The sequence below is a fragment of the Mesorhizobium cantuariense genome, from assembly GCF_042647205.1.
GTDB classification, from domain to species: domain Bacteria; phylum Pseudomonadota; class Alphaproteobacteria; order Rhizobiales; family Rhizobiaceae; genus Mesorhizobium; species Mesorhizobium cantuariense.
Window position 1 is genome coordinate 4,318,318 of the sequence record NZ_JBHRVD010000001.1, and the last position, 17,756, is coordinate 4,336,073.

General features: G+C 63.7%; 17 protein-coding genes. 2 read left to right on the top strand and 15 right to left on the bottom strand.

What is annotated here, in order from left to right; translation table 11 throughout:
• Window positions 1-10: 10 nt before the first annotated feature.
• Both ACFOJ9_RS20880 and ACFOJ9_RS20885 read right to left on the bottom strand, forming a co-directional pair.
• A complete protein-coding gene (locus ACFOJ9_RS20880; RefSeq protein ID WP_378980885.1) occupies window positions 11-997 on the bottom strand; it encodes an ABC transporter permease in 987 nt (328 codons plus the stop codon).
• Window positions 998-1,267: 270 nt separating this feature from the next.
• On the bottom strand, window positions 1,268-2,701 hold the full coding sequence (locus tag ACFOJ9_RS20885; RefSeq protein WP_378980887.1) for a DHA2 family efflux MFS transporter permease subunit: 1,434 nt from the start codon (window positions 2,699-2,701) through the stop codon (window positions 1,268-1,270).
• Window positions 2,702-2,822: 121 nt separating this feature from the next.
• On the opposite strand from ACFOJ9_RS20885, the gene ACFOJ9_RS20890 reads away from it, so the two are divergent.
• Window positions 2,823-3,824, top strand: a complete 1,002-nt coding sequence (locus tag ACFOJ9_RS20890) for an ornithine cyclodeaminase family protein (protein ID WP_378980889.1) — start codon at window positions 2,823-2,825, stop codon at window positions 3,822-3,824.
• A complete protein-coding gene (locus tag ACFOJ9_RS20895; protein WP_378980891.1) occupies window positions 3,821-5,338 on the top strand; it encodes an HAL/PAL/TAL family ammonia-lyase in 1,518 nt (505 codons plus the stop codon). Before ACFOJ9_RS20890 ends, ACFOJ9_RS20895 begins: the two co-directional genes overlap by 4 nt.
• Here ACFOJ9_RS20895 and ACFOJ9_RS20900 read toward each other — a convergent pair.
• From ACFOJ9_RS20900 to ACFOJ9_RS20960, 13 genes are read right to left on the bottom strand one after another with little or no spacing between them, the layout of a single operon-like run.
• On the bottom strand, window positions 5,303-6,103 hold the full coding sequence (locus ACFOJ9_RS20900) for a 3-methyl-2-oxobutanoate hydroxymethyltransferase (RefSeq protein ID WP_378980893.1): 801 nt from the start codon (window positions 6,101-6,103) through the stop codon (window positions 5,303-5,305). The two genes, ACFOJ9_RS20895 and ACFOJ9_RS20900, sit on opposite strands and share 36 nt — an antisense overlap.
• Before the next feature lie 32 nt (window positions 6,104-6,135).
• Window positions 6,136-6,450 (bottom strand): MocE family 2Fe-2S type ferredoxin, encoded by a 315-nt coding sequence (locus ACFOJ9_RS20905; protein ID WP_378980895.1) that lies wholly within the window; start codon window positions 6,448-6,450, stop codon window positions 6,136-6,138.
• A gap of 18 nt (window positions 6,451-6,468) precedes the next feature.
• Window positions 6,469-7,551 carry a fatty acid desaturase family protein gene (locus ACFOJ9_RS20910; RefSeq protein WP_378980897.1) on the bottom strand — a complete coding sequence of 361 codons (1,083 nt, stop codon included), beginning with the start codon at window positions 7,549-7,551 and terminating at the stop codon, window positions 6,469-6,471.
• A gap of 49 nt (window positions 7,552-7,600) precedes the next feature.
• The gene (locus ACFOJ9_RS20915; protein WP_378980899.1) at window positions 7,601-8,782 is read right to left on the bottom strand and encodes an aldose 1-epimerase family protein; all 1,182 of its coding nucleotides are present in this window, start codon (window positions 8,780-8,782) and stop codon (window positions 7,601-7,603) included.
• A 16-nt stretch (window positions 8,783-8,798) separates the two neighbouring features.
• Entirely contained in the window at window positions 8,799-9,581 is a 783-nt protein-coding gene (locus tag ACFOJ9_RS20920) for an ATP-binding cassette domain-containing protein (protein WP_378987921.1), read from the bottom strand.
• A complete protein-coding gene (locus tag ACFOJ9_RS20925) occupies window positions 9,578-10,582 on the bottom strand; it encodes an ABC transporter permease (protein WP_378980901.1) in 1,005 nt (334 codons plus the stop codon). The genes ACFOJ9_RS20920 and ACFOJ9_RS20925 overlap by 4 nt, the downstream gene beginning before the upstream one ends.
• Window positions 10,583-10,640: 58 nt before the next feature.
• On the bottom strand, window positions 10,641-11,585 hold the full coding sequence (locus ACFOJ9_RS20930; protein ID WP_109660982.1) for a sugar ABC transporter substrate-binding protein: 945 nt from the start codon (window positions 11,583-11,585) through the stop codon (window positions 10,641-10,643).
• 56 nt (window positions 11,586-11,641) lie between these two features.
• Window positions 11,642-12,556: a sugar phosphate isomerase/epimerase family protein gene (locus ACFOJ9_RS20935; protein ID WP_378980903.1), complete on the bottom strand. Its 915-nt coding sequence runs from the start codon at window positions 12,554-12,556 to the stop codon at window positions 11,642-11,644.
• A gap of 36 nt (window positions 12,557-12,592) precedes the next feature.
• Window positions 12,593-13,681, bottom strand: coding sequence for a Gfo/Idh/MocA family protein (locus tag ACFOJ9_RS20940; protein WP_378987924.1), 1,089 nt, complete (start codon window positions 13,679-13,681; stop codon window positions 12,593-12,595).
• Window positions 13,682-13,716: 35 nt separating this feature from the next.
• Window positions 13,717-14,778, bottom strand: coding sequence for an ABC transporter ATP-binding protein (locus ACFOJ9_RS20945; protein ID WP_378980905.1), 1,062 nt, complete (start codon window positions 14,776-14,778; stop codon window positions 13,717-13,719).
• 1 nt (window position 14,779) lies between these two features.
• Window positions 14,780-15,871 carry an ABC transporter ATP-binding protein gene (locus ACFOJ9_RS20950; RefSeq protein ID WP_378980906.1) on the bottom strand — a complete coding sequence of 364 codons (1,092 nt, stop codon included), beginning with the start codon at window positions 15,869-15,871 and terminating at the stop codon, window positions 14,780-14,782.
• The gene (locus tag ACFOJ9_RS20955) at window positions 15,868-16,827 is read right to left on the bottom strand and encodes a carbohydrate ABC transporter permease (RefSeq protein ID WP_378980908.1); all 960 of its coding nucleotides are present in this window, start codon (window positions 16,825-16,827) and stop codon (window positions 15,868-15,870) included. The genes ACFOJ9_RS20950 and ACFOJ9_RS20955 overlap by 4 nt, the downstream gene beginning before the upstream one ends.
• Entirely contained in the window at window positions 16,824-17,684 is an 861-nt protein-coding gene (locus ACFOJ9_RS20960; protein WP_378980909.1) for a carbohydrate ABC transporter permease, read from the bottom strand. Before ACFOJ9_RS20960 ends, ACFOJ9_RS20955 begins: the two co-directional genes overlap by 4 nt.
• Window positions 17,685-17,756 lie beyond the last annotated feature (72 nt).

Consider the following 17,756-nt stretch of genomic DNA (forward strand, 5'->3'; position numbering starts at 1 on the left):
CCGGGTACCCCTAAATGTCGCCCTGCTGGGCGGTCTGCTCGTCACGTGGATTGATGATGCCGTCGACGATGATGGCGCCGAGCAGGATCGCCGCCTTGATCAGGTTCTGGTAGAGCAGCGGAATGTCGATGATGGTCATGGCGTTGAGCAGGATGCCGATCAGTGCTGCCCCCACCAGCACGTTGCGCACCCCGCCGCGCCCGCCGGACAGGCCGATACCGCCGATCACCGCCACCAGCACAATGTCGTAGAGCAGCGTGGAATTGACGACGCGGGTGTTGATCGAATGCAGGCTCGCCGCCGTCAGCAGGCCGGCGATCAGTGCGACGAAGGCGGAAAGCACATAGCGCAGCACCAGCATCGGCCGCACCGGAATGCCGATGTTGCGGGCGGCCACCGGATTGTCGCCTGCGAAATAGATGTAGCGGCCCCATTTGGTGTAGCGCAGGAACAGGAAGAACAGGAACGCCAGGCCGGCGAAGACGAACACCTCGATGGGAATATCGAGGAAGCGCAGGCCGCCCAGCAGCTCGACCCAGTGGCCCTGCGGCACGGGCACGGCATCCTGCGTGATCAGCTGCGAGCGCACATAGCCGAAGACAAAGGAGCCTGTCGCCAGCGTCACGAAGATCGCCGGCACGTCGGCATAGGCGACGAGAAAGCCGTTGAGCAGGCCGATTGCAAGCACACCGGCCAGCACATAGGCGAAGGCCAGCCCATCCGGCGTGCCCGAGTTCAGAAGCTGCAGATACCAGGCGACCGACATCGCCATGATTGCCACGGCCGACAGGTCGATGCCGCGGCCGATGATGACGACGGCCATGCCGAGCGCCAATATGCCGAGCACCGACACAGAGCGGACAATGGCGACAAGGTTGTTGGGGTCGATGAAGCCCGGCAGGCCGATGGCAGCGGCAACGAACAGCACCACCGCGATGGCAAAGACAATGCCTTCCTGATTCAGGCTCGTGAGAGTCGGCCAGCCGATCGTGTTCATGTCTGCGTTTGCCCCGATGGCAGCGCTGCCATCCCTGGGAAGAAAGCTAATCGGCTCAGCGCCGGTTCGTCAAATGAATCCGCGTTCAGAACCCGAGCCGGCAGCGATATTCACCGAGTGGACGCATCGATTGCCGAAGCTGGCGCAATGCGCGGAAAACTCTGCGCTTTTGGCAATTGGTTGCGCCATTGCGACCGCTCGCGAAAGCGCTGCACCAAGGCGAAAGGACAAGACGGAATTTATCTCCGCATCAGGCGGAAGAATTCGATCTCAATTCTCCGGCGTATGGCCGGAAACCTCGGCGCCCGCACCCGGCGGCAGCACGAGAAAACGCAACGCCGCCACCAGACCGATGGCGCCGATCACCAGGAAGGCGATTCGAAAATCAACGAGGTCGAGGGCGGGCCGGTCCCTGGCGATCTGCGACAGGTTGAGAATGGCCGCCGCCACCGCGACGCCGAACAGCATCGCCACCTGCTGCAGCATCGAGGACAGCGTCGCCGCCGAGCTGCGCTGCGCCGCATCGATATCGGCGAAGGCCAGTGTGTTGAGTGCGGTGAACTGCATCGAGCGCGACAGGCCGGCGATCAGCATCAGCGCCACCACCAGCGCTTGCGGTGTCTGCGGCGAGATTGCAGCGCAGGCCATGATCGCCGCCGAGGCGATCAGGCCGTTGACGACCAGCACCGACCGGAAGCCGAAGCGGCGCAGCGTCGGCGTCGTCACCGTCTTCATGCCGAGATTGCCGAGGAAATAGGCAAGGATCATCATGCCGGCATCGACGGGGCTGAGGCCAAAGCCAACCTGGAACAGCAGCGGCAACAGGAATGGCGTGGCGTTGATCGCCACCCGGAAGATGGTGCCGGCGGCCAGCGTCGATATGGCGAAGGTCAGCACCCTGAACGAGGAGAGATCGAGCAGCGGATGCGGCGCGCGCCGGAGATGCCGCACCGCCAGCCAGCCGATGACGATGCCGGCGGCGATCAGCAGCACCGTCGGCAGGACACCGTCTTCGGGATGCGCGATGCGCTCGAGGCCGTAGAGCAGCAAAGCGAGCCCGGCCGATGTCAGCACGAAGCCCGGCCAGTCGAGCGGCTTGGGATCTGCTTCGCGGTCGCCCGGAATGAAGCGCGCGACCAGCGCCAGCCCGACCACGCCGAGCGGGATGTTGATGAAGAAATTCCAGTGCCAGGACAGATAGGTGGTGATGAAGCCGCCGAGCACCGGCCCGACCACTGGCGCAAACAGCGCCGGCCAGGTGATCAGTGCCGTGGCGTTCAGCAACTCCGACTTCGACGCGTTACGCAGCACCAGGATGCGCCCGACCGGCGTCATCAGCGCGCTGCCCAGCCCTTGCACGACACGTGCGGCGACGAATTGGGTCAGGTTTTGCGAGACGCCGCAGGCAAGCGAAGCCAGGGTGAACAGGACGATCGCCAGCAGGAAGATGTTGCGCGCGCCGAACCGGTCGGCAAGCCAGCCCGACAGCGGCACGAACACCGCCATGGTCAGCATGTAGACGGTGATGCCGATGCTCATCGCCACCGCGGATACACCGAAGGACTCACCCATCTGCGGCAGCGAGGTCGAGATGATCGTCGAATCCAGCAACTGCATGAAGAAGGCGATGGCGACGATCAGCGCCACGCGCCGCGCATTGGTGGCCGTTTCGGGTAAGGTTTCGGTCTCGGGAATGGCAGTCATGATGGAACCGGTTTGAACAGCATTCGGCCGGACGCGTCCAGAGACGGCGCAACAAACTTTCGTGTCCCGCCGCGGCCTGCTATGGGATGAACGGGGTGGCCGAGGAAAGTGTCCGCGTAAAATGAAGCCCATCTATATCGACTACCTCAATGCCCTCGACATCGATGCCCTTGCCATGACCGATGGTGAAATCATTGCCGCCGTCGAGGCCGGCCTGGTGGCGCAAGGCAACGGCCAGACGGTGATCGAGCCGCGCGTCCATCTCGAGCCGGACCCGTCCTTCCACGGTCATTTCAATGTCTTGCGCGGCTACGTCGCGCCGCTCGACACCGCCGGCGTCAAGATCGTCGGCGACTATGTCGATAATTACCTGCATGGTCTGCCTTCCGAATTCGGTATCCTCAATCTGTTCGATCCGCGCACCGGCACGCCGCGCGCCATCCTCGACGCCACCGTCATCACCGACATGCGCACCGGCGCTGTCACCGCCATCGGCGCCAAGCATCTGGCACGCAAGAATTCCAAGGTGCTGGCCCATATCGGCGCGCGCGGCACCGCCTATTGGAACGTGCGCCTGCTCGACCACCTCTTCGACTTCGACGAGATCCGCGTCCATTCGCGCCGCCCGGAAAGTCGCGACAGTTTCGCCGCCAAACTGTCCGCCGACCTCGGCAAGAAAGTCACGGCGGTGGTCGACTGGAAAAGCTGCATCGAGGGCGCCGACATCGTCGTCGAGGCCTCGCGGCTGCCGGAGCCGCAGCCATTGCTGAAAACCGAATGGATCAAGCCCGGTGCCTTGGTTGTTCCCTACGGCACGATGAGCGCGGTGGAACTGTCGCTGACCGACATCATGCAGAAAATGGTCGTCGACGACTGGGGCCAGTGCAAGGGCGGCAAGTTCGGCTCGCTGCGTGCCCATGTCGAGACCGGGCGGCTGAGCGAGAAGACGCTGCATGCCGAGCTCGGCCAGATTGCCGCCGGTCTCAAGGCCGGGCGCGAAAACGACGACGAAACGATCCTGTTCTGGCATCGCGGCCTGTCGCTGTCCGACATTGCGCTCGGCAAGGCGATGCTGGCCAAGGCGCAGGCGCAAGGCATCGGCCAAAGGCTGCGCTTCGCATGACCGCGCTCGTCCTCACCGGAACCGGCATCGGCGTTAGCGATGTCGCTACGGTCGCCCGCGATGGGCGCAAGGTGGAGATCGGACCGGATGTCATCGGCAGGCTGGAGAAGGCACGAAAAGTGCTCGACCAGGCCGCAGCGTCCGGCCAGCAGATCTATGGCCTGAACACCGGGCTCGGCGCCAATCTCGGCACCGCTGTCGAGGGCGACGCCAGCGCCTTCCAGCGCCAGTTGCTTGAGGGACGCAGCGGCGCGGTCGGCGAAGCGTTGCCGGTTGATGCCGTGCGCGCGACCATGGTCGCGCGCGCAGCGATGCTGTCGACCGGCGGCTCCGGCCTTTCGCCTGCCGTCTTTGTCGCCTTGGTCGACGCGCTCAATGCCGGCGTCCATCCCGTCATGCCGTCGCTCGGCTCGATCGGTGCCGGCGATCTGGTGCTGATGACAGCACTCGCGCGCATGCTCACCGGCGAAGGCGAAGCAGACTATCAGGGCCGTCGCATGCAGGCCGCCAAGGCGCTGATGATGGCGCGCCTCGCCCCCATCAGCCTGGCGCCCAAGGACGGGCTGTCGCTGATCAACGCCTCGGCGGTGTCCGCCGGCAGCGGCGCACTTACGGTGACGGATGCCCTATCCGCCCTTGCCCAGCAACAGCAGGCCGGGGCTCTGACCATGGAAGGTTTTGGTGCCAACCGCACCATCCTCGACCCGCGCCTGCATATGGCGCGTCCGGCGGCCGGCCAGCAGGAAGCCGCCAAGGCTTTGCACGATCTGCTTGTCCGAGACGAGACGCCGGCGCCGACCACCTTGCAGGATCCGCTGTCGATCCGCTGCATGCCGTCGATCCATGGCGCGCTGATCGAGGCGATCGGTCAGGCGAGACATGCCGCCGAGATCGAGCTCAACGCCGCCGCCGACAATCCGCTGGTGCTGGGCGACGACGAACTGGTGCTGCCGACCGGCAATTTCCACACCGCGTCGCTGGCGCTGGCCTTCGAGACGCTCGGCCTGGCAATCGCCCAATGTGCCGCGGCAAGCGCCGCCCGCTTCATCCAGCTCACCGGCTCCGGCCGCAATGGCCTGCCGAAATATCTATCGCCGGTCGGCGGCGCTTCGGCCGGCTTCGTGCCGTTGCAGAAGACAGCGACGTCGATCCTGGCCGCCATCCGCCACAAGGCCAATCCGGTGATGCTCGACTTCCTGGCCGTGTCGGAAGGCGTCGAGGACCACGCCACGCAGACGCCGCTGGCGGTTGCGAAATGCGCCGGGATGATCGCGCTGTGGCGGCGGCTCATCGCCCTCGAATTGATGGCGGCGGCACAGGCGGTCGACCTGCGCGACGGCTTGACGCTGGCGCCACGCACCGCCGCTGTTCACACGGCGATACGCGCGCTGATCCCTGCCGTGAAAGAAGACAGGCCGCTCGGCATCGATGCCGAAGCACTCTACGCCGCCCTCGCAGGTGGAGATTGGCAGCCGGCCTTACGCTCCGCCGACCTTGTCCAGAAACAGGCGTAGCTCGGCCGGGTCCATGTGGACGACATGCCTGTCTTCGGGATAGGCCAGGCTGTTGACGTCGGCGACGTATTCCGAGAAGGCGGCGATGCGCTCGGCCTGCAAACGATCATATTCGGCAGTAAAATTGCGATAGACCTTGGAGTGACGAGGCATGTGGCCACGGTTCTGGCCGAGGATGTCGTCGGCGAACAGATATTGTGCGTCGCAGCCTGTGCCCGCGCCCATCGACAGCATGATCAGCGACGTACGCTCCGAGATCGCCTTGGCCACCTCGACAGGCACAACCTCGATCTCGGCACCGATGGCGCCGGCGGCCTCCAACTGCTTTACCGCTGCGAAGACCTCCATGGCGGTATCGGCGGTCTTGCCGACCGCCTTGAAGCCACCGGTCCAGGTCGCGCGGGAGGGAATGAGGCCCACATGGCCGATCACCGGGATATTGTCGTCCGCCATCCGCTTGATGGTGGCGTAGCCGGCGCTGCAATAGACCGCGTCGGCGCCGGCCTTGTAGAGCCGGAAGGCCCAGCGCAGGAAATCGTCCGATGTGCCGATCTCGTAGAAATTGTCGCCCGGCATGGTGAACAGGCTGGGCGCTGCGTCGCGGTATTGCGGGTTGAGCACCAGTTCGGGCGGCACCGAGACGATGTCGACCCCTGCCCGCTCTGCGGCCTCGGCCTCGTCCATCGTCAGCACGCGCAACATGGTCAGCTGGCGCTTGCCCTTCATGGCGCGCAAATCCGCCACCGTCGGTCTCTTTCGGCTCATCTGGAGGTCCCTCTGTTACATGCTGCGGCAGGTCAGCCGATCTGGATCATCACTTTGCCAGCCTCGACCTTCACCGGATAGGTGGCAAGATTGACGCATACCGGTGCACCCCGGGCCACACCCGTCTTATAGTTGAAGCGGCCATTGTGCTTGGGGCATTCGATGATGTCGTCCATCACCAGCCCATCGGCCAGATGCGCCTTCTCATGCGTGCAGTAGCCGTCGGTGGCGAAGTACTCGTCGTCCGGGCTGCGATAGATGGCAAAGGTTCTGCCGCCATGGTCGAAGCGGATGACGTCCTCTTCCTCGACATCGTCGATGCCACACGCTTCAACCCAGTCGGCCATCTCTCGGCTCCCGAAACTCTATTCCGCCGCCGCCGGGACGGTCAGCGCGTGGAACTCCTCCCGGTATGGCCGCGCCGTCGGCGGCAACTCGCGCTTGAGGAAATAGTCCTCGTACTGGAGCTGCTTGATGAGCACCGGCCAGACCTCGCGATAGGCATGCCACATCGACGGATTCGGCTCCGGCAGGTCGTGCTTGATCAGATCGTGCAGTTTCGGCAGCGCGTGATACGGCACCATCGGGAACATGTGATGTTCGACATGGTAGTTCATGTTCCAGTAGATGAAGCGGCTGATCGGGTTCATGTAGACGGTGCGCGTGTTCAGCCGATGGTCGGTGACGTTGTCGGCCAGCCCGATATGCTGCAGCAGGCCGGTCAGCACCATGTGCCAGCTGCCGTAGAGGCGCGGCAGGCCAATCAGCACCAGCGGCAGGAACGACCACAAATACAGCGCCAGCGCGATTGCCGGGACATAGATGGCAACATGCCAGCGCGCGGCGGTGACCGCCTTGTGCAGCTCCATCTCCGGGATAAAACTCTTCTCGTCGGGCGAGATGCTACCGAACGCGTTGCGCACCAGCGCAGGCAGCGAATAGCGGAAATCGAGAATGCCGGTGAAGGCAAGTGCGGCGCGCAGCAGGTCCGGCGGACGCATCACGGCGATTTCGGCATCTCGGCCGACAATGATGGTGTCGGTGTGGTGGCGGGCGTGGCTCCAGCGCCAGGTCACCGGATTGCGCATCAGCATGAAGCTGGCGATCTGGTAGACGACATCGTTCATCCAGCGCGTGCGGAAGGCGGTGCCGTGGCCGCATTCGTGCCAGCGCGAGTCGCTGGATGAGCCGTAGAGCACGCCATAGACGAGCAGGAACGGCACCACCCACCACGTGCCCCAGAACCAGATGATGCCGGCGGCCGAACCCAGTATGGCAACGATCCAGATGATCGTGTCGCGGATTGCCGGCCCGTCGGAGCGTTGCATCAGCTCCTTCATCGCCTTGCGCGCGACGTCGGTGTGATACCACTCGGCCGAGGCCAGTCCCGTCTCGATCGCGATGCGTGTGCTTTCGCCGACCAGGCTGTAGTCGCGCTTTTTCTCCATCACATCGACCTCCGATTTCCGGCCCGCCAGCCGGAGCATTCGTTTCGCATCATGCCCTGTCCGCCAATCCCGGAAAATTTCCCGACGGCGCAGGATAATCCTGTTGCGGCTGCGTGGCGATCGAAGCGATCCTCGCTTCAGCCGCGGCGATCGCGCCGGCGTCGTCGAGCACCCGGAACACCGCGTCGTAAGAACGGCTGTCGCCATGCTCCAGCCAGATCATCTCGTCGCGTTCACGCGCCGCGAGATTGCCGAGCACATGATGCGTCGAGGGTTCGATGCCCATCGCATACTGCCCCGCTTGAAAATTCTGCCATTGGTAGGCGCAAGGCAGTTGATCCTTGCGCGTCACCACTTCGAAGCCAAGGCCGAGATGATCGTTGACCACTGCCACAGGTACCTCGCCATTGGCGTCCGCCGCCATTTCATGCTGCCAGACCTGCTCGCTGAAACCCAGCCGCGGCGCCGGCATCGTGCGGTAGCCGACCTTCTGCGCCTGGTAGCGCTCGCCGTCATGCCCGGCCCAGACCACGTCCCGGATCGGCGCCAGATAGCGCGAACCCTCATCGAGCAAGGGATGGCTGACATTGACGTGGTAGAAATACATATGCGGCGTGCGGTTGAAGCCGTGATTGACGACGCGGTCCGACAGCCGGATCTCGTTGCCGCCGACATCGGCCTCGATGCGCCGCAGCAGATGCAGGTCCTCGCCGAACACTGCCGACTGCTGCACGATGCCTTCGGCCCAAAGCACGCAGCGGTCGCCATCCCAGGTCTCGCCATAACCGGTCAGCCGCGCCGGAATGGTGCCGACGCGGCCATGCAGCGAATGGGTCACGGTCTTCTTGCCCGGGTAGCTGTAGCTATCGGCGGGCACTTCTTCCCGGCCCAATATGTGGTCGAGGCCGCAGGTGACCAGCAGGCCTGAAAACGAGCGTGCCCAGGCGAGCCCCCCTTCCCCCTCATAATCGTGCAGGCCGGGATTGCGAAAACCGCTCGGCGAATGCCAGCCGATCGCCTGGCCCTTGAAGTCGCAGTCGGCGATGTCGAGCGCCCGGTCGACCAGCGCGGTGAAACGCAGGCCCGAGCCGGTGCGGAACTCGAGCATGCGGATGCCGCGTTCCACCCCGTCGCCAAGCGTCATCAGCCGTACACCGGCGAATTGCGACAGCATGCCCGAACGTTCCGACACCTGCCGGCGCGAAAGCGTCTTGCCGTAAAGTTCTACCATGTGACGGCCAACTTCTTCACTTCGCTCTCGTCTCTTTCAGCAGCGCCGACATGTCGGCGCCGGTGATGATGCTTTCCACGGTCAGAAGATCGGTATCGGCAACCGTCTGCTCGGCGACGATCTCGCCACGGCGCATGACGATGATGCGGTCGGCGACCTGGAACACGTGATGGATGTTGTGGGTGATCAAGAGCACCGAATGGCCGGCGTCACGCACCTCCTTGACGAAGCGCAGCACGCCATGGGTTTCCTCGACACCGAGATTGTTGGTCGGTTCGTCGAGGATGATGACCTTGGCGGCGAACTGCATGGCGCGCGAAATCGCGATCGACTGGCGCTCGCCGCCCGACAGCGTTGAGACCAGCGCATCGGCATCGAGCTTTTTCGAGATGCCAACGCGCTTCAACAACGCCGATGCCGCGCCGCGCAATTTTGCCAGATCGAGTGGCGCGAACACGCCCAGCCATTTCAGCTTGACCGGCTCGCGGCCGAGAAACAGATTGCGCGCGATGCTGAGATCCGGCGCCAGCGACGTGTCCTGGTGGATGGTCTCGATGCCGAAATCCATCGCATCGCGCGTCGAGCGGATCGAAACCTTTTCGCCGCGCACATAGATGTCGCCACGGTCGGCTGGAAACACGCCGGAGATCGCCTTGATCAGCGTCGATTTGCCGGCGCCATTGTCGCCGAGCAAGGCCACCACCTCGCCCTCGTTGAGGGCGAAGGACGCGTTCTTCAGCGCGCGCACGCTGCCGAAGGATTTTTGCAGGTTCTGCAACCGGAGAACTTCCATGGTCAGCCCCTTGCGGCGTTCTTCTGCAGCAGAGCGTGCAGGATGAGCATGGCCAGGATGATGACGCCGACGAAGATGTTGTAGGCCAGGCCCGGCACGCCGATCAGCACGATGCCGTTGCGGATGGCGCGCAGCATCAGCGCGCCGACGATGGTGCCGAGGATCGTGCCGCGCCCGCCGGTCAGCGCCGTGCCACCGACCACCACCATGGCGATCACCTCGAGCTCGTAACCGGTGCCAGCCACCGGCGAGGCGGCCGAGATGCGGAAGGCGCTGATCATGCCGGCAAGCCCCGCCAAAACCGAGGTCAGGATGAACAGCCAAACCTTGACGGCGTCCGCCGGCACGCCGCGCGCCACCGCGGCGTTGCGGTTGGAGCCGATGGCGCTGATCCAGTTGCCGAGCTTGGCATAGCGCAGCACATAGATCGCCAGCAGCGACAGGCCGATGAACCACCACAGCGAGGTGTAGAATCGGAACGAGCCGACATTGAAGCTGCCGGCCAGCAGCGTCACGAAGAAGCCGGGCTGGTCCCAAGACTTCAGCGGAAAACCCTGCGTGATGTAGAGCGCCGCCCCGCGCACGACGAGCAGCATCGACAGTGTGACCAAGAAGGACGAAATGCCGATCTTGGTAACGATCAGTCCGTTGATGGCGCCGATGGCGATGCACAGCAGAAGTCCAGCCAGAAGAGCGACACCGATATCCACGCCGCCATTCTGCACCAGAAGCATCACCACCACCGGCGCCAGTCCGAACACGGCGCCGACCGAAAGGTCGAACTCACCCGCCGTCAACAGCAGCGTCATGCCGAGCGCGATGATGCCAAGCTCAGGCAGGAACGCCATCATGTTGGAGATGTTGAGCGGCGACAGGAAATTGGCGTCGGCGATGGCGAACACCGCAAGCAAAACAATCAGGATAACCAGCGAGGAGAATTGCGGCGAGCGCATCAGGCTCGATCTGCGTTTCCCGACAGGCATTTCGTCTTCTGCTGCGATCGTCATGACTGCTTGAACCATGCTTTGAAGAGACGCCCGCGGCCTGCGCCGCGGGCACCGGTTTTCACTTCGTGTTGTAGAGCTTCAGGATCGGTTCGACGCTCGAGGCGTCGTAGAGGCTGAACGTGTGGATGTCGTAGCCGATCGGCTCGCCCGACGCGGCGAGCCCGAGCAGCGCCACCGGCATGAAGCCTTGCGCTGACGGGAACTGCCAGGCGGCCGCATTGACGAAGCCGGATTTGACGGCTTCGGCGGTTTCCTTGGAGTTGCCCCAGCCGACGACCGGAATCTTGCCGGCCGGCACGCCGGCGCCGTCGAACACCCGCTTGACGCTGGCCGCCACGGAATCACCGAGCGCGATGATCGCCGGCGGATTGTTGGCGACCATGTAATCGGTCATCTTGGCGATGATTCCGGCCGGATCGGTGCCGCAATCGACCACATCATATTTGATCCCCAACGGATCGAAGACACTGGCGATGCCCTCGGTCTCCAGCTGCTGATAGCTGGCGCCAGGCACCTCCACCGGCAGGAACACCTTGTCGCCCTGCTTCACCATCTTGTGGTCGACGAGATACTTGGCCCAGATGACGCCGGCCTCCTTGAGATCGGCGCCGACATAGGCCTGCCGTCCGGTCGCCGGATCGTCTGTGTTGAAGAACACGATCGGGATGCCGGCTGCCTTGGCGGCCTTGACCTCCTCGGTCCACAGGCCCGGCTGCGCCGAGGTGGTGGCGATGCCGTCGGGCTTGGCGGCAAGTGCGGAGTTGAAGGCTTCCTTCTGCGCCGCCATGTCGCCGCCGCTGAAGGAGATCTTGCAGGTCACCTTGAGCTGGTCGCAGGCCTTGGTGGCGCCGGCATTCCAGTCCAGCCAGAATGCATCCGACGGACCGCCATGCGACAGCAGGTAGAAGGTCTTCTGGCCATCCTGCGCCAGTGCCGGCGCGCTCAACGAAACGCCGGCCAGCAGCGTGGCCGCAGCCGCCAGTTTCAATGCGAATTTCAACATTCTTTCCTCCCTTGCTTTTGGGCGCGCCGCCGCAAATTGACGGCGCGAGATGGCCGTCACAGACCGTTGGCGCGGAACTTCCCGTCGAGGAATTTCTTGGCGCGTGGTACGTCGTCTTCCGAGAGATGCTCGATGATGACCGGGATGTTCGGATGTTTTTCCGCCAGCCGCTGGAGATAGAGGTCGTAGTTCAGCGAGCCGAGACCGGGGGCCGGCAGCTCGATCTCACCGACGCCACGGAACGTATGGCTCTCCAGCGCGTCCTCGTCGCCAATATCGGCGTGCTTCTCGGACTTGTCGCCGCCCGAACGCTTGACGTCCTTGGCGTGCGCTATTCTGATCTTGTCGGTCAGCGTGTCGAACACCTGGTTCAGGATCTGGTCCATCTTGTCGATGTTGTGCGTCTCGAAATAATTGGTCGGATCCATCAAGAGGCCGAGGCCGGGATGGTCGACCTGGGCGAACATCTTCACCGTCTCCTCAACCGAGCCGACGACGTTGTTGACATAGGTTTCGAGCAGGAAGACCGCGCCGTGGTCATAGGCCGTCTGGGCAAGGTCGGCGACCACCTTGCGGCATTCCTCGAACCCTTCCTCGGTCTTGTTCTTGGGGTGATGCACCCAGTCGGATTCGGTGTTGTAGGTGCCGGTTTCCGAGATCACATACGGGCTGCCGAAATGGCGGGCGTTGCGGATGATCTCCTTGAGGTAGCCGACACGCTTGTCGCGCTCGGCCTTGTCCGGATGGATGATGTTGGTATAACCGGAAATGCAGCACACCGGCAGGTGATGGTCGCGGAAGACGTCACGCACCTTCTTGGCTTTGTCCTTGGTGATCTGCCCCGCCGACAGGTCGACATCCTTGAAGTGGAGGTCGAGTTGCACCGTGTTGAAATCGAGCCCGCGGATCTTCTTCGCCGTCTCTTCGAGGCCGTACGGGAAATAGCCCGTGAAAATACCTGCCTGCATCATGGTGTGAATTCCTCCCTGTAAGCGATTTCAGTTGATTCAGTTTGTCGAGATTTCGGAAAGCTTGACCGTGCGGCCCTCGTCGATCGAGCGGTAGCCGGCCTCGACCAGCGCCATCGTCTTGACGTTGTCGGCGACCGACAGCGCCGGCGGCGTGCCGGTCTTCACCGCGTGCTGCAGCTGCTCCATCACGCCGATAAAGGCATGCGGGAACCACATCGTGTCCCAGCTCGGGCTGACCCATTCGCCACCGGTCGTCTCGGCCGAGGCGTAGGTCAGCGTCGAGGCAGCGCCCGTCGGCCAGCCGATGGTGCCCTTGGCGACCCCCTTGGTGCCGTCGACGCGCCAATTGATGTGCTGGTCGTCCTTGTAGCCGTCCTGGCGCGGACCCGACCACACATCCTCCAGCGACACCGCGAGCACGCCGGACGGGAAGCGCAGCGTCGACACGGTGATGCCGTCGGAATGGTCGAATTTCGTGCGCGGGTCCTTGCGGGTCAGCGTGGTGATTTCATCCGGGTCGCCGAACAGAAAGCGCAGCACGTCGAGATGATGCACGCTCATATTGGCGAGCGTCAGCCGGTCGTAATCCTCGAGGAAGCTCTGCCAGTGCGGGATGGCGTGCATGTCGATCTGCGCGAAGACGATGTCGCCCAAAGCGCCGCTGTCGATGATCTGCTTCAGCACGCGCATCGACTGGTCGTAGCGCATGTTCTGGTTGACCGAGAGGATCTTGCCGGCCTTTGCCGCCTCGTCGCGCAGCTTGACCGCTTCGTCGACCGACAGCGCCAGCGGCTTCTGCGCCAGGATCGCCTTGATGTGCTTCTGCTTCAGCGCATGGCGGATCAGCGCCGGTTGCTGGTCAGGCGGAAAGGCAAGGTCGATGATCTCGACATTCGTATCCTCGATCAGCTTTTCGGGCGTATCGTGGACGGTCGGGATGCCCCAGCGCGTCGCCACCTTCTCGGCGCTGGCCCTGGTGCGCGAAGCAATCGCCACCACCGGGAAGCCGGCTTCCTTGTAGGCGGCGAGATGGCACTCGGCCATGATCATCCCGGCCCCGACGCAGCCGATCCTGTATTCCTTCGTGCGGACCTTCACGTCCGGCTCGAAGCCCTTGCTCGCCATCTCTTCCTCCCGAAGCTCTTTTCTTGCGGCCGCCGTCATCGTGCCAGCGCTCCCCCGCTCTGTCCGAAATAATGCACGCGGGCCGGCTCGCAGGATATCGCCACCATGGCGTCCGGCCTGATGTCAGGCTGGCCGCGCAGCAATGCCTTCAGCCGCGTCTGCCCGGCAGCGAGTGTCACCACGGTGTAGCCGCCAAGCGGCTCGACCTCGAACACCCGCGCAGGGCGGCTTGGCCCACCGTCCGCCCACGGCCTGACCTTGATATCTTCCGGCCGCAGCCCGATCTCGATGGCATCCGCCGGCGCCGTCTTGTCCTTGATATGGATCGTGCCTTCGGCCGCCTCGACGCCGCCCTCGCCGCGCACCGATCTCAGGATATTCATCATCGGCGAGCCGAGCAGCCGCGCCACATAGGTGCTGGCCGGACGGTCATAGATCTCGGCCGGCGCACCGATCTGCCTGATCCTGCCATCCTCCAGGATGGCGATGCGATCGGCGACCGACATCGCCTCTTCCTGGTCGTGCGTGACATAGATCAGCGTCTTGCCGAGTTCGCGCTGGATGCGCTTCAGCTCGACGCGCGTTTCTTCACGCAGCCTGGCGTCAAGCGCCGAGATCGGATCGTCCATCAGATAGGCGTTGGGATCGCGTACCAGCGCACGGGCGATCGCCACACGCTGCCGCTCGCCGCCCGAAAGCTGTCCCGGCGGCTTGTGCAGGATATGGCCGATATGCAGCTTCGCCGCGACGTCGGCGACCCGCCTTTTGATCTCGACCTCGGCGACCCGCCGTTCGACCAAGGGGAAGCGGACATTATCGAGCGCGCTCATATGCGGAAACAGCGCCAGGTTCTGGAACACCATCGCCACGTTGCGCTCGGCCGGCGACACCGTGTTGACCGGTCTGCCGCTGATCAGGATCTCTCCGGTGTCAGGTGTCTCCAGCCCGAGCACCAGGCGCAGGATGGTCGACTTGCCCGACAGCGGCGGCCCGAAGAAGCAGAAGAACTCATTGTCGTTGACCGTGAACGAGGCGTCATCGACGGCGAGTGTATTGCCATAGCGCTTGGTGACATTGCGAAAGACGATATCGGCCATCTCAACCCGCCTTCATCGCAAGGCCGGTAGCGGCGTCGAAGACACGCACCGACGACGCGGCGGGGGCGACGATGGCGGTGTCGCCGATCGCCAGCCCGACATCATTGTCGAACACCGTTTTCACAGCAGCCTCGCCGTGGCCGAGATGAACGATTGTGCGCGCGCCGATCCGTTCGACAAAGGTGACCTGCATGGCGAGGCCCTGCCCATTCTGCACCAGCGTCGCTTGTTCCGGCCGGAATCCGTAAAGCACCTCGCCGCGCGCCCCGCGCATGACCGCCGCGAGTTCGCCCGGCAGCGGCGGCGTAATGCCCAACGGTCCGAGATCGACGACCAGCCCGCGGTCGCTCTCCGCCGGCCTGCCCTTGAGCAGGTTCATGCCCGGCGCACCGATGAAGCGGGCGACGAAGACATTGGCCGGATCGTTGTAGACCTCGAGCGGCGTGCCGACCTGCTGCAGCACGCCATGATCCATGACGGCGATGCGGTCGGCCATGGTCATCGCCTCGAGCTGGTCGTGAGTGACATAGACCATGGTCTGGCGGAACTGGCGCTGCAATTGCTTCAGTTCGGTGCGCATGACAGCCCGGAAAGCGGCGTCGACATTGGACAGCGGCTCGTCGAGCAGGAAGATTGCCGGCTCCATGATCGCCGAGCGGCCGATCGCCACCCGCTGCAAGATATTGACCGACAGCCGGTCGGCCTTGCGGTCGAGCAGCGGTGTCAGCTGCAGCATCTCGGCGATGGCGCCGACACGGCGGTCGATTTCGGCCTTGGCGGCGCCTCGCATTTTTGGGCCGTAAGCGAGGTTCTGGCGCACCGTCATATGGGTGAAGATTGCATAGTTCTGGAAGACGAAGCCGACGCCGCGCCGCCCCATCGGCACGCCGGCCATGTCGCGCTCGCCAAACAGGATCTTGCCGCCGGTCGGCTCCTCCATGCCGGCGATCATGTTCATCGTCGTCGACTTGCCGCAGCCAGACGGCCCGAGCAGCGCCATGAACTCGCCGTCTGATATTGCCAGGTCCATGGTCTTCAGCGCGGTGAACTCGCCGAATTTCTTGACCAGGTTCTGCAGGTGGATAGCGCTCATGCCGGAACCTCGCGTGCCCGCGCCATGCGCTTCATGGCGAACACCGCAACGATCGAGAGCACGATCAATATGGCCAGCGCGATCGCCGCCACATAGCCCCAGATCAGATCCTGCGTGGTGAGCTTGTAGATGTAGACGGAGATGGTTTCGGTGGCGACGCCGGGGCCGCCGCCAGTCATGATGTAGAGCGTGTCGAAGATCTTGAAGTTCTCGATCACCCGGATCGCCAGCGCGATGATGATGATCGTCTTCATCTTCGGCAGCACGATGGTGACGAAACGCTGCCACGGATTGGCGCCAAGCAGCGTCGCCGCCTTGATCTGATCCTCCGGCACGCCGACCAGGCCGGCAAGCAGGATGAGGAACATCAGCGGCGTCCACTGCCAGATGTCGGCGACCATGACGGCGATCAGCGCCAGCGTCGGATCCGACAGCCAGGCGATGGTGACGGGAGAGCCGGTGAGCGCCGACAATATGTCGTTCACCGGGCCGCCCGACTGGAACAGCATGAAGAACATGTAGCCGGCCACTGCCGGCACCACCATCATCGGCATCAGCAGGATCGAATAGAAGATGCGCTTGCCGGGAAAATCGTCGGCAAACAGCGTCGCCAGCGCCAGCCCGAGCAGGAACTCCGCCGGCACGCACACGATCATGACGATGGCGGTGCGCTTCAGCGCGCTCCAAAAGCGCGGATCGGCGGCAAGATCGGTGTAGTTGGCAAAGTTGTTCCACAGCGACCAGGCATTCCACCAGCCGAGGCCCGACAACGGCGACCAATCGGTGACGCTGATGTAGAGCTGCATCAACAGCGGAAAGGCCGAGATGAACAGCACCAGGATCTGCGCCGGCAATGTCAGCCGGAAACCCAGCTTTGCGCCCTCGTCACGCGAAACCGGCCTTGCTCCGACGGCTTTCATCTCATCCTTTGAAATCATGGCAGTCACCGCGCTCATTGCTTGAGCGCCCCGAAAGTCAGCCCGCGCACCAGATGGCGCTGAATGGCGATGCCCATGATGACCGGCGGCACGGCAGCGATCAGGCCGAGCGCTGCCTTGGCGCCATAGAGCTGCCCGGTCATCGAGGACGACAGCGAGGCCATGTAGACCGGGATCGTCACCCATTCGCGCGTCGTCAGAAGCAGTGCGATCAGATAGTCCGACCAGTTGAGGATGAAGACGAACAGCGCTGCACTGGCCAGCGGCGCGCGCATCATCGGCAGCGTGATGCGGGTGAAGACGCGCAGCCGCGAACAGCCCTCGACCAGTGCCGCCTCCTCGATCTCGCGCGGCATGTCGTCGAAGAAGGTCTTCATCAGCCAGAAGGCGAACGGCAAGGTGACGATGCCGTAGATGAGCGCCAGCCCCCACCAGCTGTCGGTGAAGTTGAGGAAGGCCCACATGATCATCACCGGGATCATGACCGCCATCGGCGGAAAGATCCTGAGCTGGATCAGTGCCAGCGGCAGGTTCTGGCCGGAGCCGAAACGCGACAGCCCGTAGGCCGCGGCAGTGCCTGCCGACATGGCGATCACCGTGCCGAAAACCGCCGACAGCAGCGACGAGAAGATCGGCTTCAGCGCGGTGCGGTCGAGCGCGACGATCAGATTGTTGGTCGACTCGCCGAAGACGAAACGGAAGTTGCTGAGCGTCGGGTTCTTCGGCCACCATGTCAGGTCGGCGCCTGTCGCCGACCATTCGGCGATCGGCTTGAACGCCATCGACACCATCCACAGGATCGGCACCAGCGTCACCGCCATCGCCGCGAGGATCGCGGCGTAGCGGAATATCTCGAAGGGAATGGAACGCTTCATCTGGCGGCTTTGCTGGTGGCGTTGTGGGCGGAGGAGAGAAGCAAGCTCCTCCCCTCCTTCGATGTGATCCAG